Below are 20,385 nucleotides of genomic sequence, written 5' to 3'. Positions count from 1 at the left end.
GTGTTATGCGATTTTTCCAGCAGGAGGCTCTTGTGTCATCGTTCGACTATCTCAAAACCGCGATTAAGCAGCAAGGTTGCACTCTGCAACAGGTGGCTGACGCCAGCGGTATGACCAAGGGGTATCTGAGTCAGTTACTTAACGCCAAAATCAAAAGCCCCAGCGCGCAAAAACTGGAGGCGCTACACCGTTTTCTCGGGCTGGAGTTTCCCCGCCGACAGAAAAACATTGGCGTGGTGTTCGGTAAATTTTATCCATTGCATACCGGGCACATCTACTTGATCCAGCGCGCCTGTAGCCAGGTGGATGAGTTGCACATCATTATGGGATATGACGATACGCGCGACCGCGGGCTGTTTGAGGATAGCGCCATGTCGCAGCAGCCCACCGTGTCGGATCGCCTGCGCTGGTTGCTGCAAACCTTCAAATACCAAAAAAATATTCGCATCCACGCCTTTAATGAAGAGGGGATGGAGCCTTATCCGCATGGCTGGGACGTCTGGAGCAACGGCATTAAAGCGTTTATGGCAGAGAAGGGAATACAGCCGAGCTGGATCTACACTTCCGAAGAGGCTGATGCGCCGCAGTACCTGGAGCATTTAGGGATTGAGACGGTGCTGGTTGATCCTGAACGCACGTTTATGAATATCAGTGGGGCGCAAATCCGCGAAAATCCGTTTCGTTACTGGGAATATATTCCTACCGAAGTGAAGCCGTTTTTCGTGCGTACCGTCGCCATTCTGGGCGGGGAATCAAGCGGCAAGTCTACGCTGGTCAATAAGCTCGCCAATATTTTTAATACCACCAGCGCCTGGGAATATGGCCGCGACTATGTCTTTTCGCATCTGGGCGGCGATGAGATGGCGTTACAGTATTCCGACTACGATAAAATCGCGCTGGGTCATGCGCAATATATTGATTTTGCAGTGAAATATGCGAATAAAGTGGCGTTTATCGATACCGATTTCGTCACCACCCAGGCATTTTGCAAAAAATACGAAGGGCGCGAGCATCCCTTTGTCCAGGCGCTGATCGACGAGTATCGCTTCGACCTGGTGATTTTGCTGGAGAATAATACGCCGTGGGTAGCTGACGGACTGCGAAGCCTGGGCAGTTCAGTGGATCGCAAAGCGTTCCAGAACCTGCTGGTCGAGATGCTGAAAGAAAACAACATTGAGTTCGTTCACGTTAAAGAGGCTGATTACGATGGCCGCTTTTTGCGCTGTGTGGAACTGGTGAAAGAGATGATGGGCGAGCAGGGATAAGAACCAATGCCTGATGCGACGCTTACCGCGTCTTATCAGGCCTACAGTTTCACAACGTACTGGAATCGCTGGGTTTGTAGGCCGGGTAAGCGCAAGCGCCACCCGGCATTCAGACATTTATTTGGCAATACGCTTGTACTTGATACGCTTCGGCTCCAGCGCCTCGGCGCCCAGCGTGCGTTTCTTGTACTCTTCGTATTCGGTAAAGTTGCCTTCGAAGAATTCCACCTTACCTTCATCCTGATAATCCAGAATGTGGGTGGCGATACGGTCAAGGAACCAACGGTCGTGCGAGATAACCATCGCGCAGCCAGGGAACTCCAGCAGGGCGTTTTCCAGCGCGCGCAGGGTTTCGATATCCAGGTCGTTCGTCGGTTCGTCGAGCAGCAGGACGTTGCCGCCCACCTGCAGCAGCTTCGCCAGATGCAAACGACCGCGCTCACCGCCGGACAGTTCGCCAACGCGTTTGCCCTGATCGACGCCTTTGAAGTTGAAGCGGCCTACATAGGCGCGGCTTGGCATTTCGGTATTGCCGATCTTCATGATATCCAGCCCGCCGGACACTTCTTCCCAGACGGTTTTGCTGTTGTCCATCGCGTCGCGGAACTGATCGACCGAGGCCAGCTTGACGGTTTCACCCAGCGTAATGGTGCCGCTATCAGGCTGCTCCTGACCGGACATCATGCGGAACAGGGTCGATTTACCCGCGCCGTTTGGCCCGATGATCCCGACGATAGCGCCTTTCGGCACCGAGAAGCTCAGGTCATCGATCAGTACGCGGTCGCCGTAGGATTTACGCAGGTTGCTGACTTCAATGACTTTGTCGCCCAGACGCGGTCCTGGTGGAATAAACAGTTCGTTGGTTTCGTTACGTTTCTGATACTCAACGCTGTTCAGTTCTTCAAAGCGAGCCAGACGCGCCTTACCTTTCGACTGACGGCCTTTCGCGCCCTGACGCACCCACTCCAGCTCTTTCTCAATGGATTTACGGCGCGCCGCTTCGGCAGACGCTTCCTGCGCCAGACGCTGATCTTTCTGCTCCAGCCAGGAGGAGTAGTTGCCTTCCCACGGAATACCTTCGCCGCGGTCAAGTTCCAGAATCCAACCGGCGACGTTATCGAGGAAGTAACGGTCGTGGGTAATCGCCACGACGGTGCCTTCGAAGTCGTGCAGGAAACGTTCCAGCCACGCAACAGATTCGGCATCCAGGTGGTTGGTGGGTTCGTCGAGCAGCAGCATGTCCGGCTTTTCCAGCAACAGACGGCACAGCGCCACGCGACGGCGCTCGCCGCCGGACAGTTTTTCGACTTTGGCATCCCAGTCCGGCAGACGCAGGGCGTCAGCTGCGCGCTCAAGCTGCACGTTCAGATTATGACCGTCGTGCGCCTGGATAATCTCTTCAAGCCGGCCTTGCTCTGCGGCCAGCTTGTCGAAGTCGGCATCCGGATCGGCGTACAGCGCGTACACTTCATCCAGACGTTTGAGGGCGTTAACCACTTCCGAAACGGCCTCTTCAATCGACTCGCGTACCGTGTGTTCCGGGTTTAGCTGAGGTTCCTGCGGCAGGTAGCCAATCTTAATGCCGGGCTGCGGGCGCGCTTCACCCTCGATATCTTTATCGAGACCCGCCATGATGCGCAGCAGGGTAGACTTACCGGCGCCGTTAAGGCCCAGCACGCCGATTTTGGCGCCAGGGAAGAAGCTCAGCGAGATGTTTTTCAGAATATGACGTTTCGGCGGAACCACTTTGCCGACACGATGCATGGTATAAACGAATTGAGCCACGTTGGACTTCGCCTCTATGTTTATCGTGATGGTGAATAGATTTCAAAGGCGAAGTGTAGCCTTTTTCCCTGCCTAAGCCCAGCCAGCAGATCGCACTCGCAATAAAAGTAAAAAAGTGTCCGTAACGTGGCGCAAATGGCTATGACTGGTTAGCATAAATTCATTACGCGGCATGATGCTGCATTGGATAACAATTGAGGAAGTGCTTGTGGATAGAGCCAAACCATTTGTCTGGCGTCTCGTCGCCGCCAGCGTATGCCTGCTGACCTTTTGTCACCTCGCGCGGGCCGACTCACTGGAAGAGCAGCGTAACCGCTATGCGCAGATTAAGCAGGCCTGGGACAACCGCCAGATGGATGTGGTAGAGCAGATGATGCCGGGTCTGAAAGATTATCCGCTCTACCCGTATCTGGAATACCGTAAGATCACCGACGATTTGATGAACCAACCGGCGATTGCTGTCACGCAGTTTGTGCGCGCCAATCCTACGCTTCCGCCTGCGCGTACGCTGCAATCACGCTTCGTCAATGAGCTGGCGCGTCGTGAAGACTGGCGCGGCTTGCTGGCGTTTAGCCCGGAGAAACCCGGCACCACGGAAGCGCAATGTAACTATTACTACGCGAAATGGAGTACCGGGCAAACGGAAGCGGCCTGGCAGGGCGCGAAAGACCTTTGGCTGACCGGCAAAAGCCAGCCGAATGCCTGCGATAAACTGTTCAGCGTCTGGCGGGCCTCCGGCAAGCAAGACCCGCTGGCGTATCTGGAACGTATTCGGCTGGCGATGAAAGCCGGAAATACGGGGCTGGTTACGGTGCTGGCCGGACAGATGCCGACGGAATATCAAACGATCGCCTCAGCGATCATTACCCTGGCTAATGACCCTAATAACGTGTTGACCTTCGCACGCACCACCGGTGCCACCGATTTTACCCGCCAGATGGCGGAAGTCGCGTTTGCCAGCGTCGCCCGCCAGGACGCGGAAAATGCGCGTCTGATGATCCCCTCGCTGATACAGGCGCAGAAACTTAATGAGGAACAAACGCAGGCGCTGCGCGATATCGTTGCCTGGCGACTGATGGGCAACGATGTGACCGATGCGCAGGCGAAATGGCGCGATGACGCGATTATGCGCTCGCAATCGACGTCGCTTATCGAGCGGCGCGTGCGTATGGCGCTGGGGATGGGCGATCGTCGCGGTCTCAATACCTGGCTTGCCCGACTGCCAATGGAGGCGAAAGAGAAAGACGAGTGGCGTTACTGGCAGGCGGATTTATTGCTGGAGCGCGGTCGTGACGCCGAAGCGAAAGAGATCCTTCATGCTTTAATGCAGAAGCGCGGTTTTTATCCGATGGTCGCGGCGCAGCGTTTAGGCGAAGAGTACACGCTTAAAATCGATAAAGCGCCCGCCAACGTAAACAGCGCGTTGACGCAGGGGCCGGAGATGGCGCGTGTACGGGAGCTGATGTACTGGAACCTGGATAACACGGCGCGCAGCGAATGGGCGAATCTGGTAAAAAGCCGTAGTAAATCTGAACAGGCGCAGCTGGCGCGCTATGCGTTTAACCAGCACTGGTGGGATCTGAGCGTACAGGCGACGATCGCCGGAAAACTGTGGGATCATCTGGAGGAGCGTTTCCCGCTGGCGTATAACGATCTTTTTACCCGCTATACCCGCGGAAAAGATATCTCACAAAGCTATGCCATGGCGATTGCCCGCCAGGAGAGCGCCTGGAACCCGAAAGTAAAATCGCCGGTAGGGGCCAGCGGCTTAATGCAGATTATGCCGGGAACGGCCACCCATACGGTGAAAATGTTTTCGATTCCGGACTACCGCGGCCCCGGCCAACTGCTGGAGCCGGAGACCAACATCAACATTGGCACCAGCTATTTGCAGTATGTCTATCAGCAGTTTGGTAATAACCGTATTTTCGCCTCGGCGGCGTATAACGCCGGGCCGGGGCGCGTGCGCACCTGGCTTGGCAATAGCGCCGGGCGTATCGATGCCGTAGCGTTTGTCGAAAGCATTCCCTTTTCGGAAACGCGCGGCTACGTGAAAAATGTTCTGGCCTATGACGCTTACTATCGCCACTTTATGGGGCAGAAAGAGGCCTTAATGAGCGACTCTGAGTGGCAGCGACGGTATTAATGCAGACGGGTTATGTTATCATTTGTACTCGTGTAACAGTACAAACGGCGGTATAACATGACCCAGCATTCCCCTTATTCATCGGCTATCGCCGAACAACGTAATCAGGAGTGGCTTCGTTTTGTGGAGTTACTCCGTCAGGCATATGCAGAGGATCTGCATCTGCCTTTATTACAACTGATGCTTACGCCGGACGAGCGTGAAGCGCTGGGAACGCGCGTGCGCATTATTGAGGAGTTGCTGCGTGGCGAAATGAGCCAGCGCGAGTTGAAAACCGAGCTGGGGGCGGGCATCGCCACCATCACGCGCGGGTCAAACAGCCTGAAATCCGCGCCGGTTGAACTGCGTCATTGGCTTGAGAACATACTGCTGAAAAACGCCTGATTTGCTCGTAGGCCGGATAAGGCGAAGCGGCCATCCGGCAATATCGCCACGAAATGCCTGATGGCGCTGTGCTTATCAGGTCTACAACATAGCGCAAATAATTATCGATACACCGCGTTATGAAACGGGCTTAACGCCAGAATCACCGCCTGGTAGTAAACGCTGGAGCGCGTTAATTTTCCGGCGGTAAATACGCCAATGGCGCCCTCTTTGCGACCAATCTCGTCAATACCGGTATAGTGGGACATCACCGGGCCAAGCGCTTCTCCCTGGCGGACTCTGTCGAGAATGACGGCGGGCAGCGGCAGCGTGGCCGATCGCGCTTCACCGCGCTGAACGCCGTTATCAATCACCACCCAACTGAAGGTGGCGTCATCGTCAATTCCGGCTTCAATGGCTACCCAGAAATCAGCTTGTGGATGCAGGCGTCGCGCATTATCCACGCGATTTCGTGCGCCAGCACGCGTTTCCTCGCTTCCGAAGGGCTGCTCCGGTACGCCGCTCTCGACGGCGACGGGCGTAATATGGCACGATCCTTCGCCGAAAATCTCTTCAAATGCCTGTAGAATTGCCTGAATTTTGGCAGGATTGGTGGTCGCAGAGATAACCTGGTGCATAATTAAGCTCAGTTTTAAAAATTTATCGCAGTATAACGGAAAAAAAACATGTTACAGGTATACCTTGTTCGCCACGGTGAAACGCAGTGGAACGCCGAGCGACGTATTCAGGGCCAATCGGACAGTCCCCTGACAGCAAAAGGCGAGCAGCAGGCCATGCAGGTAGGAGAACGCGCCCGTAGCCTCGGCATCACCCATATCATCAGCAGCGATTTAGGCCGCACAAAACGCACGGCGGAGATTATCGCCCAGGCGTGCGGGTGTGATATCACCTTTGACTCCCGCCTGCGCGAGCTGGATATGGGCGTGCTGGAAAAGCGCCAGATCGATTCGCTGACGGAAGAAGAAGAGGGCTGGCGTCGTCAGCTGGTCAACGGCACGCAGGATGGCCGCATTCCCGGCGGGGAATCGATGCAGGAGTTGAGCGATCGCGTTCATGCCGCGCTGGCGTCCTGTCTGGAGCTACCGCAGGGCAGCCGACCTTTATTGGTCAGTCACGGTATCGCGTTGGGCTGTCTGGTCAGTACTATACTGGGACTACCCGCCTGGGCGGAACGCCGGTTACGTTTGCGCAACTGCTCTATTTCCCGCATCGATTACCAGGAAAGTCAGTGGCTGGCGTCTGGGTGGGTGGTAGAAACCGCAGGGGACGTTTCGCATCTGGACGCCCCTGCATTGGATGAGCTACAGCGTTAACGGCGAATCGGGATCAGAAATTCGCAGCGCAGGTTGATAGGGCGATCGCCGGTTTTGGTATCTTCTGACGGGTAGTATCGCTCTATATCCTGTCCTTTACGACGGGTCAGATTCAGCATTGGCATACAGGTGCCGTAAACGGTCAGGATAAAATCCTGCACGCCGGTTCCTAACCCTTCATAGGTGAACATGACGTATTCACCGCCCTGCAACAGCACAGGATGCGCCGACTGAACATAGCCATCGGCCTGCTCTTGCGGCAGTGCGGTGGTATAGAATACTTCCTGCTCATCGTCTTTCTCCATGCTGGGGCGCGTTTCATTAAGCCCATAAAGCACTGGCGGAATAGTTGGCGAATGACCGAGGAAATCATGCCAGAATTGCACGCGCATTTCGTGGCGGAAGTCGGAAATCTGTTCCAGCGAGCAGGAATAGCTCTGCGTGACGCCAAGGAGCGGCGTATCTTCCAGCGTAACGAACTGATGTTCCGGCACGGTAAACTCGCCCAGCCGTAATGGCGGGCGAATGCCAAAGGCGCTCCATTCCAAGGAGCGACGATACAGCGCTGGCGTCTGGGAAAACTGTTTCTTAAAGGCGCGCGTAAAGGTTTGCTGAGAATCGAAGCGGTACTGAAGAGCAATATCCAGAATTGGACGCGCGGTCAAACGCAGCGCTACTGCTGATTTCGATAAACGACGGGCGCGGATGTAAGCGCCAATGGCGTGGCCCGTCACGTCCTTAAACATTCTCTGCAGGTGCCACTTGGAATAGCCTGCTTTTGCCGCCACATTGTCAAGTGACAGCGGCTGATCCAGATGACCTTCCAGCCAGATTAACAGGTCGCGAATTATGCCAGCCTGATCCATAAAATATCCCCATCCTTTCAACAACGAGCACCCGATATCAGGTAAGAGGATAATAGCATTTTTTGTTCTTTTAGCATTCAGTGTTTTTTTTGAGCTTAAATGCTTTTTTTAGGCAACGTGACAGGTAATTATTCTAATCCTGTGATCTATAACCATTTTATTTTAGAATGTCTAATAATTACGCAATGTCACTTTTATGAATGGTAACAATATGAAATACAAGAGCTTAGTACTTTTCTCAATTTTGTTGCTGCTGGGGCAGAGCGCCCGTGCGGAACAAATTGGTTCAGTCGATACGGTATTTAAAATGTTCGGTCCTGACCATAAAATCGTGGTGGAAGCTTTTGACGATCCTGATGTCAAAAACGTGACGTGCTATGTTAGCCGGGCGAAAACGGGCGGCATAAAAGGCGGATTAGGGCTGGCGGAAGATACGTCTGACGCCGCCATCTCTTGCCAGCAGGTCGGGCCTATTGAACTGAGCGACAAAATTAAGAACGGCAAGGCGCAGGGAGAGGTGGTGTTCAAAAAACGCACCTCATTGATATTTAAGTCATTGCAGGTCGTGCGTTTCTATGATGAGAAACGCAACACGCTGGCGTATCTGGCCTATTCCGACAAAGTGGTCGACGGGTCGCCGAAGAACGCCATCAGCGCGGTGCCGGTCATGCCGTGGCGACAATAACAGGGAAAGAGTATGCAGCAACCGCAGGTCTGGTTAGTCGAGGATGAACAGGGAATCGCCGATACGCTCATCTACACCCTGCAACTGGAAGGGTTTACCGTTGAGCTATTCGCTCGTGGGCTGCCCGCGCTGGAAAAAGCGCGTCAGCAACGGCCGGATGCGGTGATTCTCGATGTGGGACTGCCGGATATCAGCGGCTTTGAGCTGTGTCGGCAGTTGCTGGAACGCCATCCTGCGCTGCCGATTCTTTTCCTGACTGCCCGTAGCGATGAAGTGGATCGATTGCTTGGTCTGGAGATCGGCGCAGATGATTATGTCGCCAAGCCGTTCTCGCCGCGCGAAGTGAGCGCCCGCGTGCGCACGCTGCTGCGCCGGGTGAAAAAGTTTGCTGCGCCGTCGCCGGTGGTGCGTACCGGACATTTTGAACTCAATGAACCGGCGGCGCAGATCGCCTGGTTTGGTACGCCGCTCTCGCTGACGCGTTATGAGTTTCTGCTTCTTAAAACCCTGCTGCTGTCGCCGGAGCGCGTGTACTCGCGTCAGCAATTGATGGATATTGTCTGGTCTGATGCCCAGGAGACCTTCGATCGGACGGTCGATACACACATCAAAACCCTGCGCGCTAAGCTACGCGCGATCAACCCGGATCTCTCGCCAATTAACACGCATCGTGGAATGGGATACAGCCTGAGGAGCGTCTGATGCGCATCGGAATGCGTTTGCTGCTGGGCTACTTTCTTATTGTCGCCGTCGCCGCCGTGTTTGTGCTGTCTATCTTCGTTCAGGAGATAAAGCCGGGCGTCCGCCGCGCGACGGAAGGGACGCTGATTGACACCGCGACGCTGCTGGCGGCGCTGGCCCGCGACGATCTCCTTTCCGGCAACCCGACTGACGGCCAGTTGGCGAAAGCATTCGCCCAGCTGCAACATCGCCCGTTTCGCGCCAATATCAGCGGGATCGTCAAAGTGCGCAATGAATACCATGTCTATATGACGGATGCGCAGGGGAAGGTGTTGTTTGATTCGGAAAACAAAGCGGTGGGACAGGATTATTCTCGCTGGAATGACGTCTGGCTTACGCTGCGCGGACAGTATGGCGCCCGCAGCACGGCAAAAGATTCTGCCGATCCCAATAGCACCGTGATGTACGTAGCCGCGCCGATAATCAGCGATGGACGGATTATCGGCGTCCTGTCTGTCGGTAAACCGAATGCGGCAATGGCGCCGGTGATTAAGCGCAGCGAACGGCGCATTCTATGGGCCAGCGCCGTTTTACTGGGGATTGCGCTGGCGATTGGCGCGGGGATGGTCTGGTGGATTAACCGCTCCATCGCCCGGTTGACGCGCTATGCGGATTCCGTCACCGAAAACCGCCCGCTTGCGTTACCTGCATTAGGCAGCAGCGAGCTGCGTAAACTGGCGCAGGCGCTGGAGAGTATGCGCATTAAGCTGGAAGGCAAGAATGAGATTGAGCAGTACGTGTATGCGTTGACTCATGAGCTGAAAAGTCCGCTGGCGGCGATACGCGGCGCGGCGGAGATTCTGCGTGAAGGACCGCCCGCGGATGTGGTTACCCGCTTTACAGAGAATATACTGGCGCAAAATACGCGAATGCAGGCGCTGGTAGAAACCCTGCTGCGCCAGGCGCGGCTGGAAAACCGACAGGATATCCCTCTCGCGCCGGTTGCTGTTGATGAGCTATTTACGCAGCTTAGCGAGGCGCGCAGTATTCAGTTGGCGGCAAAAAAGATCACCCTTACTCTACGGCCTTCCTCGCTGGTTGTCGTCGCCGACGCGGAGCTTCTGGCGCAGGCGCTGGGCAATGTGTTGGACAATGCCATCGACTTTACGCCTGAAAATGGCGTTATCACATTAAGCGCTCAACCGATGGGAGAGAAAGCGATCCTGCAGGTGACGGATTCCGGCTGTGGTATTCCTGATTTTGCGCTGCCGCGCATTTTCGACCGATTCTATTCGTTGCCCCGTGAAAACGGACGTAAAAGCAGCGGGCTTGGGCTGGCGTTTGTCAGCGAGGCGGCGCGGCTCCTCAACGGTGAGGTGACGTTGTGCAACCGCCCCGAAGGCGGCGTGCTGGCCTCGTTGACACTTCACCGTCACTTCACATAACTTCAAATTCTCCCCACATCGCGTTCTTACACTGCTGGCATTGCAAAGGAGAACGCTATGTTGAAATCCCCCCTGTTGTGGAAAATGATTACGTTAGGTGGCGCCATGATCCTGCTGTTAATTCCCCTGATGATGGTACGGCACACCATCGTGGAGCGTGCTGATTATCGAAGCCATGTAGAAGCCGCTATTCGTCAGAGTACCAGCGGCCCGCAAAAGGTTGTCGGCCCGCTGGTGGCGGTTCCGGTGACAGAGCTCTATACCGTGCTGGAAGAGGAGAAAGAGGTCCAGTATAAGCGCAGTTATCTCTATTTTTGGCTGCCGGAGTCGCTATTGGTCGAAGGCAATCAAAACGTTGAAGCGCGAAAAATAGGTATTTATCAGGGGCAGGTGTGGCATACCGATATGGCGATAAAGGCGGAGTTTGATGTGGCCCGTCTGCATGAGCTGAACAGACCGAACATTACCCTTGGAAAGCCCTTTATCGTCGTAGGCGTCGGCGATGCGCGCGGTATCAGCGCAGTAAAAGCGCCGCAGGTGAATGGTGAAACGCTCACTGTAGAACCGGGAACCGGCTTACCGGAAAGTAGAGAGGGCATTCATATCCCGCTGCCGGACAGTCAGTGGGCGACGCGCAACCTGACGTTGGCGATGTCGCTAAATTTAAGCGGAACCGGCAGCTTTTCACTGGTTCCCGTCGGGCGTAGCAGTGAAATGACCCTGACCAGCAACTGGCCGCACCCAAATTTTGTGGGGGATTTTCTTCCCGGTAAACGCGCAATCAGCGGTTCGGGATTTCAGGCCCAGTGGCAAACCAGCCGGTTTGCCACGAATCTCGGCGAACAGTTTGCTGATGCGCAAAAGGTGGATTGGGACAACTTACCGGCGTTTAGCGTCGCTGTATCGACGCCAGCCGACCAGTATCAACTGACGGACAGAGCGACGAAATATGCCATTTTGTTGATTACGCTAACGTTTATGGCTTTCTTTGTCTTCGAAACCCTGACGGGGCAGCGGTTACACCCGATGCAGTATCTGCTGGTGGGGTTATCGCTGGTGATGTTCTACCTGCTGTTGCTGGCACTGTCGGAACATATCGGTTTCACGCCAGCCTGGATCGCCGCCAGCCTGGTGGGCGCGTTGATGAATAGCGTTTATTTGCAGGCAGTGCTGAAAGGATGGCGCAATAGCGTACTGTTTACGCTAGCGTTATTGGCGCTGGATGGCGTGATGTGGGGATTGCTGCGTTCGGAAGATAGCTCGTTGCTTCTGGGTACCGGCGTTCTGCTACTGGCGCTTGGCGGCGTGATGTTCCTGACGCGCCATCTGGACTGGTATTCGCTCTCTTGTCAGCAACGTAAGTCATTACCGCCAGTAAAAGATGACGAATTACGTTTGTGGAAATAAATCTAACGGGCGCGCGCGTTAACGTTTTCCCGCGCAGCGCCAGAAAATGTGATGCCGTTAGTTATAGGTCAGGTTTAATGTTGCCGTGGCATTCGCTTGCCCGGCCGTTACCGTGGCGGCGGTTTTATAGTAGCGCGCGCTAATTTTCAGGGTGGTCGACATATTCATGGTTCCGCCGTTAACCGTCTGGCTGCCATCGGCATTGGTAGTAATCGTGTGAGTGAAGAGATCAATTTTTTGATTGATTGGCAAACTGTCGGTAAAGAAACCGGCGTCCGGCGCCTGAATACCCAACTGTACGCCAACGCCGGTTGCGCTGGTTGGCGCGCTCGCATTGCTCAACTGGATGACTGAATTATCAGGGTTATTTCCGCTGGCCGGTTGGGCGCTTAACGATGCGGAAATAGCGGTGCCTTGTTCGCAGGTCAATAAGATATCCTGCTCGCCTGTGCCCGCGGTTTGACTGTTAGCGAAACTGCCTAAATTGACGCTGCCTAAATCAACGGTGATGGCAGGTGTTTCTACCCGACATCCCATCGCTTTCATAATCAATTGCGTATTCCCCAAATACAGATGGGTCAGGATGTCGCCGCCGGAGTCTTCCGTTGCGCTATCGCGAAAAGATACGCGCGCCAGTGGGCTTTGGAATGTCGCGGTACCGGAGGTGATCGGACCGCCTAAGGCGACCAGTTCAACATTGTAGGCGGGAGCCATCGCATGGTGTGTTTTATTGCCATCGCCATTATGGTAGGTATTATCGATTGGCATGACATTATCGTAAGGGCCAGCATTCGTTTGGGTTTTAATCGCAATGCCCACGCCGGAAATCCCGGTGCTAAATACCGGCGTGTTGTTCCCGTCATTCGCATTGATTGTCGCTGATGTATTTGACTGCGCGCTACCGGGTTCATATAAAAAACCGACCTTATAATCGCGACTACAGCCATCCATTGTGACTTCGGAGGTGGAAACCCAGCCCGATTGCCACAACACCTCGCCTGCGGTATAGGCGTGGCTATCCACCACAAGCTGCGACGGCGGGGTGATAGTGATCGCGCCTTCATTACCGGAACGTTTACAGGAAGCGTAACCATGACTGGAGTACGCGAACAGCAGAATAAGCGCCAGATATAACCTTCTCATGAAAAATTCCTGCTTTTATACCAGGTGAAATAGAAAGATGTTATTGCCATGCGATAGTGATCGTCACAACGGACGTGAAATCCCCTGCCGTGACTTTTCCATACGGGGTATACATCCTTGCGGCGACAGGCAAATTGGCTTCATGGGTATTACTGTTGATATCCACCGTGTAAGTGACGTTGTTGGCCAGATTGACCAGACTTTTGCCGTCCAGGTTAAAAAGCTGTAATCCTAAATCCTGCGCCGGATTGGCCGCGCTGTTTGCATAAATTGCAGAAGCATAATTTGGATCGGGATAAGGTACGCCGTTAAATGAAATCGCGGCTTTTGTGGTCGTTGCCGGGCAATTCGTCATTTTTATGGTGAAAGGAATGGTGGCGGTATTGCCACCGGCCACAGCGATATCCGCCCGGGCATATTGCCCAAGAGAGATCGTGTCAGGTACCGTCACGGTACACGGATCGGCATAAATTAATCCCGTAACGTTAATGTCTACGGCATCTGCGGTATTGTATGCCGCGCTGATCGAGGGCGACCATAATGCCAGACCCGTGAACGTTAACAGGGCGGCTAATGCAGCAAATCTGTTCATATTCATCTTTTATCCCACCAGAATCACTGGCATTGCTCGTGTAAGATTTCTACGCCAGAAGCGGAGGGGGAGCTCGGTATACGATAAGAGACCTGACACTGGTCTGCTGCTGTTGGCCCCCACTTCACTAATAACCGCCCTTGTTTTTCCAGTCCGGTTAACCAGGCTTGCCCCGCATCACCAACAAAACTGCTGTGATTGTTTGGTTTTGTTAAAGACGAGACGGTCGCGCCAAAAGGAACAGGCAGATTGTTTATGCGGGTTAATACCATCAATGCCTTGTAACCAATATTGGTTTTATATTCAGCCCTGACCACCGCGCCACGGGTAGGCACCAGTGTTTTACTGGTATCAATGAGCTCAATATTTTTTCTAATGCCAGTCGTATCTAAAGACACTTCATTACGATGGTAAGGCGAAGCATAAGGTACGACGGCATAGCCCCGAAAATCGGTGTCCACGCCCGTTTCGTTATTCACGGGGACACCCGCTGCGCCAGGGGCTTTAACCAATATGATGGTGTCGTCCATTGGCTGGGATAGTGTCAGGCCATTTCGATGTAGTAGTACGCCGCCCTGAACGCCATAATTCAGGCGACGCATATGATTATCGTAGCTATACCCGCCGTTAATATCCGCATACGTCCCGTTATAGGTTGCGCTCACATTACCGCTGGTGGCTTTCTCTTGAGAGGAATAACCTTCCTGAACGCTCCATGAGAGATTTTTCTGTGCCAGCGCTGTTCCGTTTAAACCGACAGTGTGCGTGGTATCGCCGTCTTTCGCGGAGTTCATATTGTAGGTGGCATACGTTGACGGCATAAAGGCATCTAACGGAATACTAATATTGATTGAAATTTGCTGGTCATTACTGTCTTCCGTATCGTCGTCTTCATCCTGAGAATTATCGGCGTTCAGCGTATAAGAATAGTTAATGCCATAGCTTACGTTATGCCATGTGTTGTTATAGCCAATACCTAATGATGTGGTATGAGTGTCATTCCAGTAATCTTCATTATATAAAGTGAGTGAAATGGAACCGTAGACAATGTCTTGCGACAACGACAGGTCGGTGCGATTGCGGACATGATCATAGTGACTATTATCGCTATAGGTATCCAGCACATCCTCAAGAGCGTAGTAATCTTTGGTCGAATAACGGTAGCCAGCGACAGTGAAATTGGTGCCTGTTGACTGAATATCTTTGCTGTAACGAATACGCCAGGACTGTCCGGTAAGCGTATCGCTAACCACATCGCCTGCTTTAATTTTTGACCATGAGTTGGTGACGTCTAAAGACAATGCGCCCAGATCGCCAAGGTTTAAGCCTGTCCCGATGAGCGCCGCATGATAAACATCATTGCTCAGCGTACTCTCTATTCCGCCATAGGCGGTTATGCCGCCTGCTAATCCGTATAAGGCCGTCAGTTCAGCGAAGTTCTGTTGCGCGGAATGCGTATCTGATGAACGCGTGCGGCCTACCGTCAGGTCGTATTTCAGGTGGCCTTCACGCTGTAATACCGGAACGCTGGCGTAGGGCACAATGAAATGCTGTTCAGAACCATCGGATTCTTTGATGGTGACGTACAGGTCGCCCGAACCGCCGGTTGGATAAAGATCGTTGATGGCGAATGGACCCGCCGGAACGTTAGTTTTGTAGATGGTATAACCGTTTTGTTCAACGGTTACCTGCGCGCTGCTTTTGGCCACCCCGCGAATGACCGGGGCGAACCCTTTCATACTGTCCGGCAACATATCGTCATCAGAAGAGATCTGTACGCCTTTAAATGAAATACTGTCAAAGACGTCCGCGGGCGTGTTATTTTCCCCGGCGATCAGCTGTCCTTTTAAAAATTCGATATCGCGAGAAACATAGGTGTAGGCAGAATCCCAGCTATTTTGCCCATCGCTATCATGATTCCAGGTTGAGTAGTTGCGAAAACGCCATGCGCCAATGTTAATACCAGGGCGCAGGTTAGCGTATTCGCTATTTTCCGTCCGGTTTTCATCAATATCGTGATCCTGCGATCCGGTAAAACTGTAGTTCAGCAAAAAAGCATTAATGCCTTCATCCCATTCGCTGGTAGGGACGAATTCTCGCGGGTCGGCGATCAACGCGATTTGAGGGATCGCTAAATCCAGCCGGTTACCGATGACATTAAACTTTGCTACAGCGCCAGCCAGCAGACTAAGATCGGTACACCCGTTTGGGTCATTTTTAAGCTCGGGGAAGTTTTCTGTTTTTACGCCCCACTGCTTGAGTTGTTCAACGCTAAGACACGGCTGTAGGGAGAGCTTATTATCTGCTGATTTTTTATTTTTAAAGGCAATATTTTTTGTTTCAACACTGGTGTTATTAATATAAATATCAACATTATAGGTGCCTTCTGCCTGCCCCCCCTTTTCGAAAACCGATAGATCGACATTCTCCACGCCCGGTTCATCATTTTCCAACGATAATGGATTAAAATGATCATGCGCTAACGCTGGTTTTATGGAACAGCATATAAACAGAAACGATAACGCTAATTGAGAACGGGGCTCTACTCTGGAGAATTGCACAGTAAAAGTCCTGAAAGGGTAAAAGTAAAATGAAGTCGTTAATGGCTAGAATGAACCGGAATGCGGCTCTAAACTCATCCCATAATCGCTGATTAATCGCCACGTTACCGTGCCATGAGGGGCGGCAGTAGAACCCAATTTAAATGACGCTGATGATTTTGGCGGAACGAAGGTCGCTGATTTCACTTCATGGCTGTTAAGCGTCACACTGGCAAAGTTCATATAATAGGGAGTGGGGTTATTTACGGTAATAACATCACCTGCCGTCTGCCATTTTAATTGTTGGCTCTGGCTATCAGGCGTTGATTTTGTTAATGCTGGCGGTCGATATATAAGCTTTATTTGGGTATTAATGGAGATTTCCACGCGGTTCGCGGAGGCATTATCATCAATAGAAGGAATACCCTTAATATTGAGCCAGTACATAGACTCCCGATCTGCAGGTAGGGGGGCGCCAGAGCGAATAACCCGAATACTGTTCTTTTGCCCGGCATCAAGGCGAAAAAGAGGCGGGGTGATAATAAACGCCTGCTTATTTGTGACCTGGGGATCGGCAACCGATAACCATGACTGAACAAGATTCGCTTTGCTGTCTTTATTCTCTACATTGATTGACGACTCATCATTATTGCCGTCGAAAACCAGTCGGGTTCCGCCAACAACAATGCTGGCATGGGCAACATGGCTTGTCAGTAATACGACCAACACGGATTTCTTTATGTGTTTCATTTTTTACTCTGTAAAGATGTTTTACGCTATGGACTGGCATCCTGCCTGTCCACATCAGGATGAGAATGCCTTACTGATACGAAACGGTATACGTAACCTGAGTGCTAACATCTCCACCGGTTACGGTTGCGGAACCATCGTTTGCCATGGCGGCGTAATAGGTAAAGTCTGCTTTCGAGCCGTCGGTTGGCAGGTTCACTGCGGCATCATCCGTGTTATCTGTCACATCGCTATGTGAAGCGTTCTGAATAGAAATACCGATACCCGCGGCGCCCGTTTCCGATCCTTCGTCCGCGTTTTTGAAGTACGTTGGGTTGGAATCATCCGTTGCGCCGTGGAAGCGGAACATGGCCTGGGTTGGTACGCCAGTCCCTGCTTCCGGGCAGCTAACCAGGCTTACGGTAAACGGCACGTAATCGGTTGTGGCGCCTTTTTCCGCGATGCGTTCTTTGCTGTAATTACCTAAATCAATGGTGGTATCCGTGGAGCCATTAACCTGAATCGTACACGCCTGATCGTAAATTTTGCCATTGAACGTAATCGTGTTCTGGGCAAATACCGGTGTGGATGCTACGGCAGTTAACATTGCCAGGATGATAATTTTCTTATTAAACATATTAATTGTTGCCTGATTCTATTCGCTGAAAAATAAAGATAGCTATATAAAATAAAATATTATATTTTACTCTGTATGCGCTTCTTTCTGTTCTGTAGATAAGCAGGCGGCTATTCTACGTATATCAACTATGAACTCAATAAAAATTCTGATGCAATATTGAACGGCAGTCCAGTTTCGGACTCGGTAACAAAGTTTAATAAAATACCACTAAAGAAGTATGGTTGATGACTGGATTTATAGAGCAAGAGCTCTTTTTTGATAATAATTATTATTTCCTGGAGGATTTATTTAACTCTATATTGCTTTATTTTTAAGAATATACGACGCTTGTCCGTTTAAAATGAAACCGGCAGGTTTCGAAGCTCTAACAGTCTTCCATGCAGTATTTTTATATAGTCCCCCGCTTTTAGTTCTGAAAGTACCTGCATGATACGGCTGCGTGAAAGCCCGGTTCTCTGCTGTATGAAGTTCTGTGCGTTGATCTCAAATCGTGAGCTTTCAGGATACGACCACAGTTCAAGTAACAGCGCTTTTATCTGGCTATAGGCGTCCTGCCCGATAAGGTTTCTGTCACGGTTAGTCATGAAAGCAATGCGGTACATCAGGATGTTCGAAATGTCACGCCAGAGATGCTTTTCATCAGCTATTTCCACAAAATCTTTTACTGGGACAGGATAATATTCACAGGTGGTTTCGGCGATAAAAAAGACGTCTGAATTCTCTTCTAACTGGTATAAGTCAGCATAGGCATCTACAAGGCCTAAAATCATTGGTGAGACACCGCAGCCCATTACAATGCTGTCGATACGCCGACATACTTTAATAGCGCCTTTAGTGATTAACAGGATGTGGGATTGATTATCAATCTTGATATCCAGTGTTTTACCGGCCGTAATAGTGACAGGGGAGATGTTTTGAATAACGTGCCGATGAATATTTAAAATGGCTTGCAGGTTTTTTTCTTTCCCTGTGGGACGACACACATTCCCGCCGTTTAACTGCTTCATATCTTCCCCATTATTATGGCTGATAAAGTGGTTGACTATTAAAAGGTAAACATAAATTTAATATTCACTTAAAATTATAATTAAGTAAATTAAAATAGCCAACAAGAATATTTAAGTCAATGTATTCACCTTATCAATGCATGAGCGACAACGCTGTTTGTAAGGTTAACCATAGTAAATGTGATGATTTTATTTGCAATCATTTTATGACAGCTATCATAGGTACCGTGCTTAACGAGCGCGTAGAGCGTACAGGATAGCGAAGCGATGAACATCGCTGTTGGAGGATGCGAATGAGAGAAAAGTACAAAATGCAGGCGGGCGGCGTTTTACTGAGCGCAATCGCCGCCTGCCGGAACTCCTCCCGGCGGGAGCCATAAGCGGTTAGCGGTACTGGACGATCAGGCTTTGAATCTCCGGATGATCTTTTAACGACACGTGTCGTACCGTGGCGATTCCATTCATCAACGAAATAGCGTTTCCAGACGGTGTGGCGACTGTCTGCAAATGGGGGATATTATTCCGCAAACATGATACCTCGATATTGCGATCGTGAGGCGCAAGATTACAACCATATTCGACAATCTGTCCTTTGAAATGAATAACGCCTGCGGAGACCGGCGCGGTAGCAGCCAGCGCGGCTGATGAAGCTGACATCGCTGCACAAAACAGGTAGCAGCATAATGGTGATTTTTTCATCCTGTGAAACCTCACGTCCTGTGAGCATCCCCTTATTTTTTGGGGACTAACAAATCCCGTGTATTACTCTTTAATGTAAATACACAAACTACCTTAACTTTCGCAAGCTGAGATAAACAGCGCTATACGACAATTTTTATGTAAAAGAGTACGTCATAACGGCAGGTCAGGAGGGAAAGCGAGGCCGCTTAGCGGAAGGGGGACATAAGAAACAGCCAGTAAGAATAACTTACCGGCTGTTTTTACGGTTTGGCGCCTGGACCGAATTAATCCTGCAGGTCGCCGCAGAAGCGATAACCTTCGCCGTGAATGGTAGCGATGATTTCCGGCGTATCCGGCGTGGATTCGAAATGCTTACGAATACGACGAATGGTAACGTCAACAGTACGGTCATGCGGCTTCAGCTCGCGCCCGGTCATTTTCTTCAACAGCTCTGCGCGTGACTGAATTTTGCCAGGGTTTTCGCAGAAGTGAAGCATCGCGCGGAACTCGCTGCGCGGTAGTTTATACTGCTCGCCGTCCGGGCCGATCAGTGAACGACTGTTGATATCCAGTTCCCAACCGTTGAACTTGTAGCTTTCAACGCTACGACGCTCTTCGCTGACGGTACCCAGGTTCATGGTACGGGACAGCAGGTTGCGGGCACGGATGGTCAATTCGCGTGGGTTAAACGGTTTGGTGATGTAATCATCCGCGCCGATTTCGAGGCCGAGAATTTTGTCGACTTCGTTATCGCGGCCCGTCAGGAACATCAGCGCAACGTTAGCCTGTTCACGCAGTTCACGCGCTAACAGGAGACCGTTTTTCCCTGGCAGATTGATATCCATGATCACCAGGTTGATGTCATATTCAGAGAGGATCTGATGCATTTCCGCGCCATCTGTCGCTTCGAATACATCATAGCCTTCCGCTTCGAAAATACTTTTCAACGTGTTGCGTGTTACCAACTCGTCTTCAACGATAAGAATGTGCGGGGTCTGCATGTTTGCTACCTAAATTGCCAACTAAATCGAAACAGGAAGTACAAAAGTCCCTGACCTGCCTGATGCATGTCGCAA

General features: G+C 51.7%; 19 protein-coding genes. 8 read left to right on the top strand and 11 right to left on the bottom strand.

Features of this window, described 5'->3' with window-relative positions:
• Positions 1-32: 32 nt before the first annotated feature.
• On the top strand, positions 33-1,265 hold the full coding sequence (nadR, locus tag ABVN44_RS06710; RefSeq protein ID WP_000093829.1) for a multifunctional transcriptional regulator/nicotinamide-nucleotide adenylyltransferase/ribosylnicotinamide kinase NadR: 1,233 nt from the start codon (positions 33-35) through the stop codon (positions 1,263-1,265).
• Between the two features lie 117 nt (positions 1,266-1,382).
• On the opposite strand, the gene ettA is transcribed toward nadR, so the two are convergent.
• Positions 1,383-3,050, bottom strand: coding sequence for an energy-dependent translational throttle protein EttA (ettA, locus tag ABVN44_RS06705; RefSeq protein WP_000046770.1), 1,668 nt, complete (start codon positions 3,048-3,050; stop codon positions 1,383-1,385).
• A gap of 208 nt (positions 3,051-3,258) precedes the next feature.
• Here ettA and sltY point away from each other — a divergent pair, with 208 nt between their 5' ends.
• Both sltY and trpR read left to right on the top strand, forming a co-directional pair.
• Complete coding sequence (gene sltY / locus ABVN44_RS06700; RefSeq protein ID WP_023232165.1) at positions 3,259-5,196, top strand: murein transglycosylase; 1,938 nt, start codon at positions 3,259-3,261, stop codon at positions 5,194-5,196.
• Between the two features lie 57 nt (positions 5,197-5,253).
• On the top strand, positions 5,254-5,580 hold the full coding sequence (gene trpR / locus ABVN44_RS06695; protein ID WP_000192002.1) for a trp operon repressor: 327 nt from the start codon (positions 5,254-5,256) through the stop codon (positions 5,578-5,580).
• Positions 5,581-5,681: 101 nt separating this feature from the next.
• On the opposite strand, the gene yjjX is transcribed toward trpR, so the two are convergent.
• Positions 5,682-6,197 carry an inosine/xanthosine triphosphatase gene (gene yjjX / locus ABVN44_RS06690; protein WP_000554310.1) on the bottom strand — a complete coding sequence of 172 codons (516 nt, stop codon included), beginning with the start codon at positions 6,195-6,197 and terminating at the stop codon, positions 5,682-5,684.
• Between the two features lie 48 nt (positions 6,198-6,245).
• Between yjjX and gpmB the strand changes: the two genes are divergently transcribed.
• Positions 6,246-6,893 carry a 2,3-diphosphoglycerate-dependent phosphoglycerate mutase GpmB gene (gpmB, locus tag ABVN44_RS06685; RefSeq protein ID WP_000942363.1) on the top strand — a complete coding sequence of 216 codons (648 nt, stop codon included), beginning with the start codon at positions 6,246-6,248 and terminating at the stop codon, positions 6,891-6,893.
• On the opposite strand, the gene robA is transcribed toward gpmB, so the two are convergent.
• A complete protein-coding gene (gene robA, locus ABVN44_RS06680; protein WP_023232164.1) occupies positions 6,890-7,759 on the bottom strand; it encodes an MDR efflux pump AcrAB transcriptional activator RobA in 870 nt (289 codons plus the stop codon). The two genes, gpmB and robA, sit on opposite strands and share 4 nt — an antisense overlap.
• A gap of 211 nt (positions 7,760-7,970) precedes the next feature.
• Between robA and creA the strand changes: the two genes are divergently transcribed.
• The 4 genes from creA to creD are packed head-to-tail and all read left to right on the top strand — an operon-like array spanning position 7,971 to position 11,977.
• Complete coding sequence (creA, locus tag ABVN44_RS06675; RefSeq protein WP_000875811.1) at positions 7,971-8,444, top strand: protein CreA; 474 nt, start codon at positions 7,971-7,973, stop codon at positions 8,442-8,444.
• Between the two features lie 12 nt (positions 8,445-8,456).
• Positions 8,457-9,146 (top strand): two-component system response regulator CreB, encoded by a 690-nt coding sequence (gene creB / locus ABVN44_RS06670; protein WP_001187046.1) that lies wholly within the window; start codon positions 8,457-8,459, stop codon positions 9,144-9,146.
• Entirely contained in the window at positions 9,146-10,570 is a 1,425-nt protein-coding gene (creC, locus tag ABVN44_RS06665; RefSeq protein WP_023232163.1) for a two-component system sensor histidine kinase CreC, read from the top strand. The genes creB and creC overlap by 1 nt, the downstream gene beginning before the upstream one ends.
• Positions 10,571-10,627: 57 nt before the next feature.
• Positions 10,628-11,977: a cell envelope integrity protein CreD gene (creD, locus tag ABVN44_RS06660; protein WP_000920382.1), complete on the top strand. Its 1,350-nt coding sequence runs from the start codon at positions 10,628-10,630 to the stop codon at positions 11,975-11,977.
• A 57-nt stretch (positions 11,978-12,034) separates the two neighbouring features.
• Here the strand turns inward: creD and sthE are convergent, their stop codons facing one another.
• The 8 genes from sthE to arcA all read right to left on the bottom strand — a co-directional run bounded on the left by sthE (position 12,035) and on the right by arcA (position 20,310).
• On the bottom strand, positions 12,035-13,120 hold the full coding sequence (gene sthE, locus ABVN44_RS06655; protein ID WP_023181320.1) for a fimbrial major subunit SthE: 1,086 nt from the start codon (positions 13,118-13,120) through the stop codon (positions 12,035-12,037).
• A 40-nt stretch (positions 13,121-13,160) separates the two neighbouring features.
• Positions 13,161-13,718 (bottom strand): fimbrial protein, encoded by a 558-nt coding sequence (locus ABVN44_RS06650; protein WP_001056980.1) that lies wholly within the window; start codon positions 13,716-13,718, stop codon positions 13,161-13,163.
• 17 nt (positions 13,719-13,735) lie between these two features.
• Positions 13,736-16,273: a fimbrial outer membrane usher protein gene (locus ABVN44_RS06645; protein WP_023232162.1), complete on the bottom strand. Its 2,538-nt coding sequence runs from the start codon at positions 16,271-16,273 to the stop codon at positions 13,736-13,738.
• 45 nt (positions 16,274-16,318) lie between these two features.
• The gene (sthA, locus tag ABVN44_RS06640; protein WP_000680522.1) at positions 16,319-17,002 is read right to left on the bottom strand and encodes a fimbrial biogenesis chaperone SthA; all 684 of its coding nucleotides are present in this window, start codon (positions 17,000-17,002) and stop codon (positions 16,319-16,321) included.
• A 70-nt stretch (positions 17,003-17,072) separates the two neighbouring features.
• Positions 17,073-17,618 carry a fimbrial protein gene (locus ABVN44_RS06635; RefSeq protein WP_023232161.1) on the bottom strand — a complete coding sequence of 182 codons (546 nt, stop codon included), beginning with the start codon at positions 17,616-17,618 and terminating at the stop codon, positions 17,073-17,075.
• Between the two features lie 338 nt (positions 17,619-17,956).
• On the bottom strand, positions 17,957-18,628 hold the full coding sequence (locus ABVN44_RS06630; RefSeq protein WP_023232160.1) for a winged helix-turn-helix transcriptional regulator: 672 nt from the start codon (positions 18,626-18,628) through the stop codon (positions 17,957-17,959).
• Between the two features lie 384 nt (positions 18,629-19,012).
• A complete protein-coding gene (locus tag ABVN44_RS06625; RefSeq protein ID WP_000749515.1) occupies positions 19,013-19,327 on the bottom strand; it encodes a hypothetical protein in 315 nt (104 codons plus the stop codon).
• 266 nt (positions 19,328-19,593) lie between these two features.
• The gene (arcA, locus tag ABVN44_RS06620) at positions 19,594-20,310 is read right to left on the bottom strand and encodes a two-component system response regulator ArcA (RefSeq protein ID WP_001194359.1); all 717 of its coding nucleotides are present in this window, start codon (positions 20,308-20,310) and stop codon (positions 19,594-19,596) included.
• Between the last annotated feature and the right edge of the window lie 75 nt (positions 20,311-20,385).

Origin of the sequence: Salmonella sp. SJTUF15570 (assembly GCF_043357055.1) — a bacterium.
Classification (GTDB): Bacteria; Pseudomonadota; Gammaproteobacteria; order Enterobacterales; family Enterobacteriaceae; genus Salmonella; species Salmonella enterica.
Note: the sequence above shows the minus strand (reverse complement) of the source record. Positions and strands in the feature narration are given on the sequence as shown.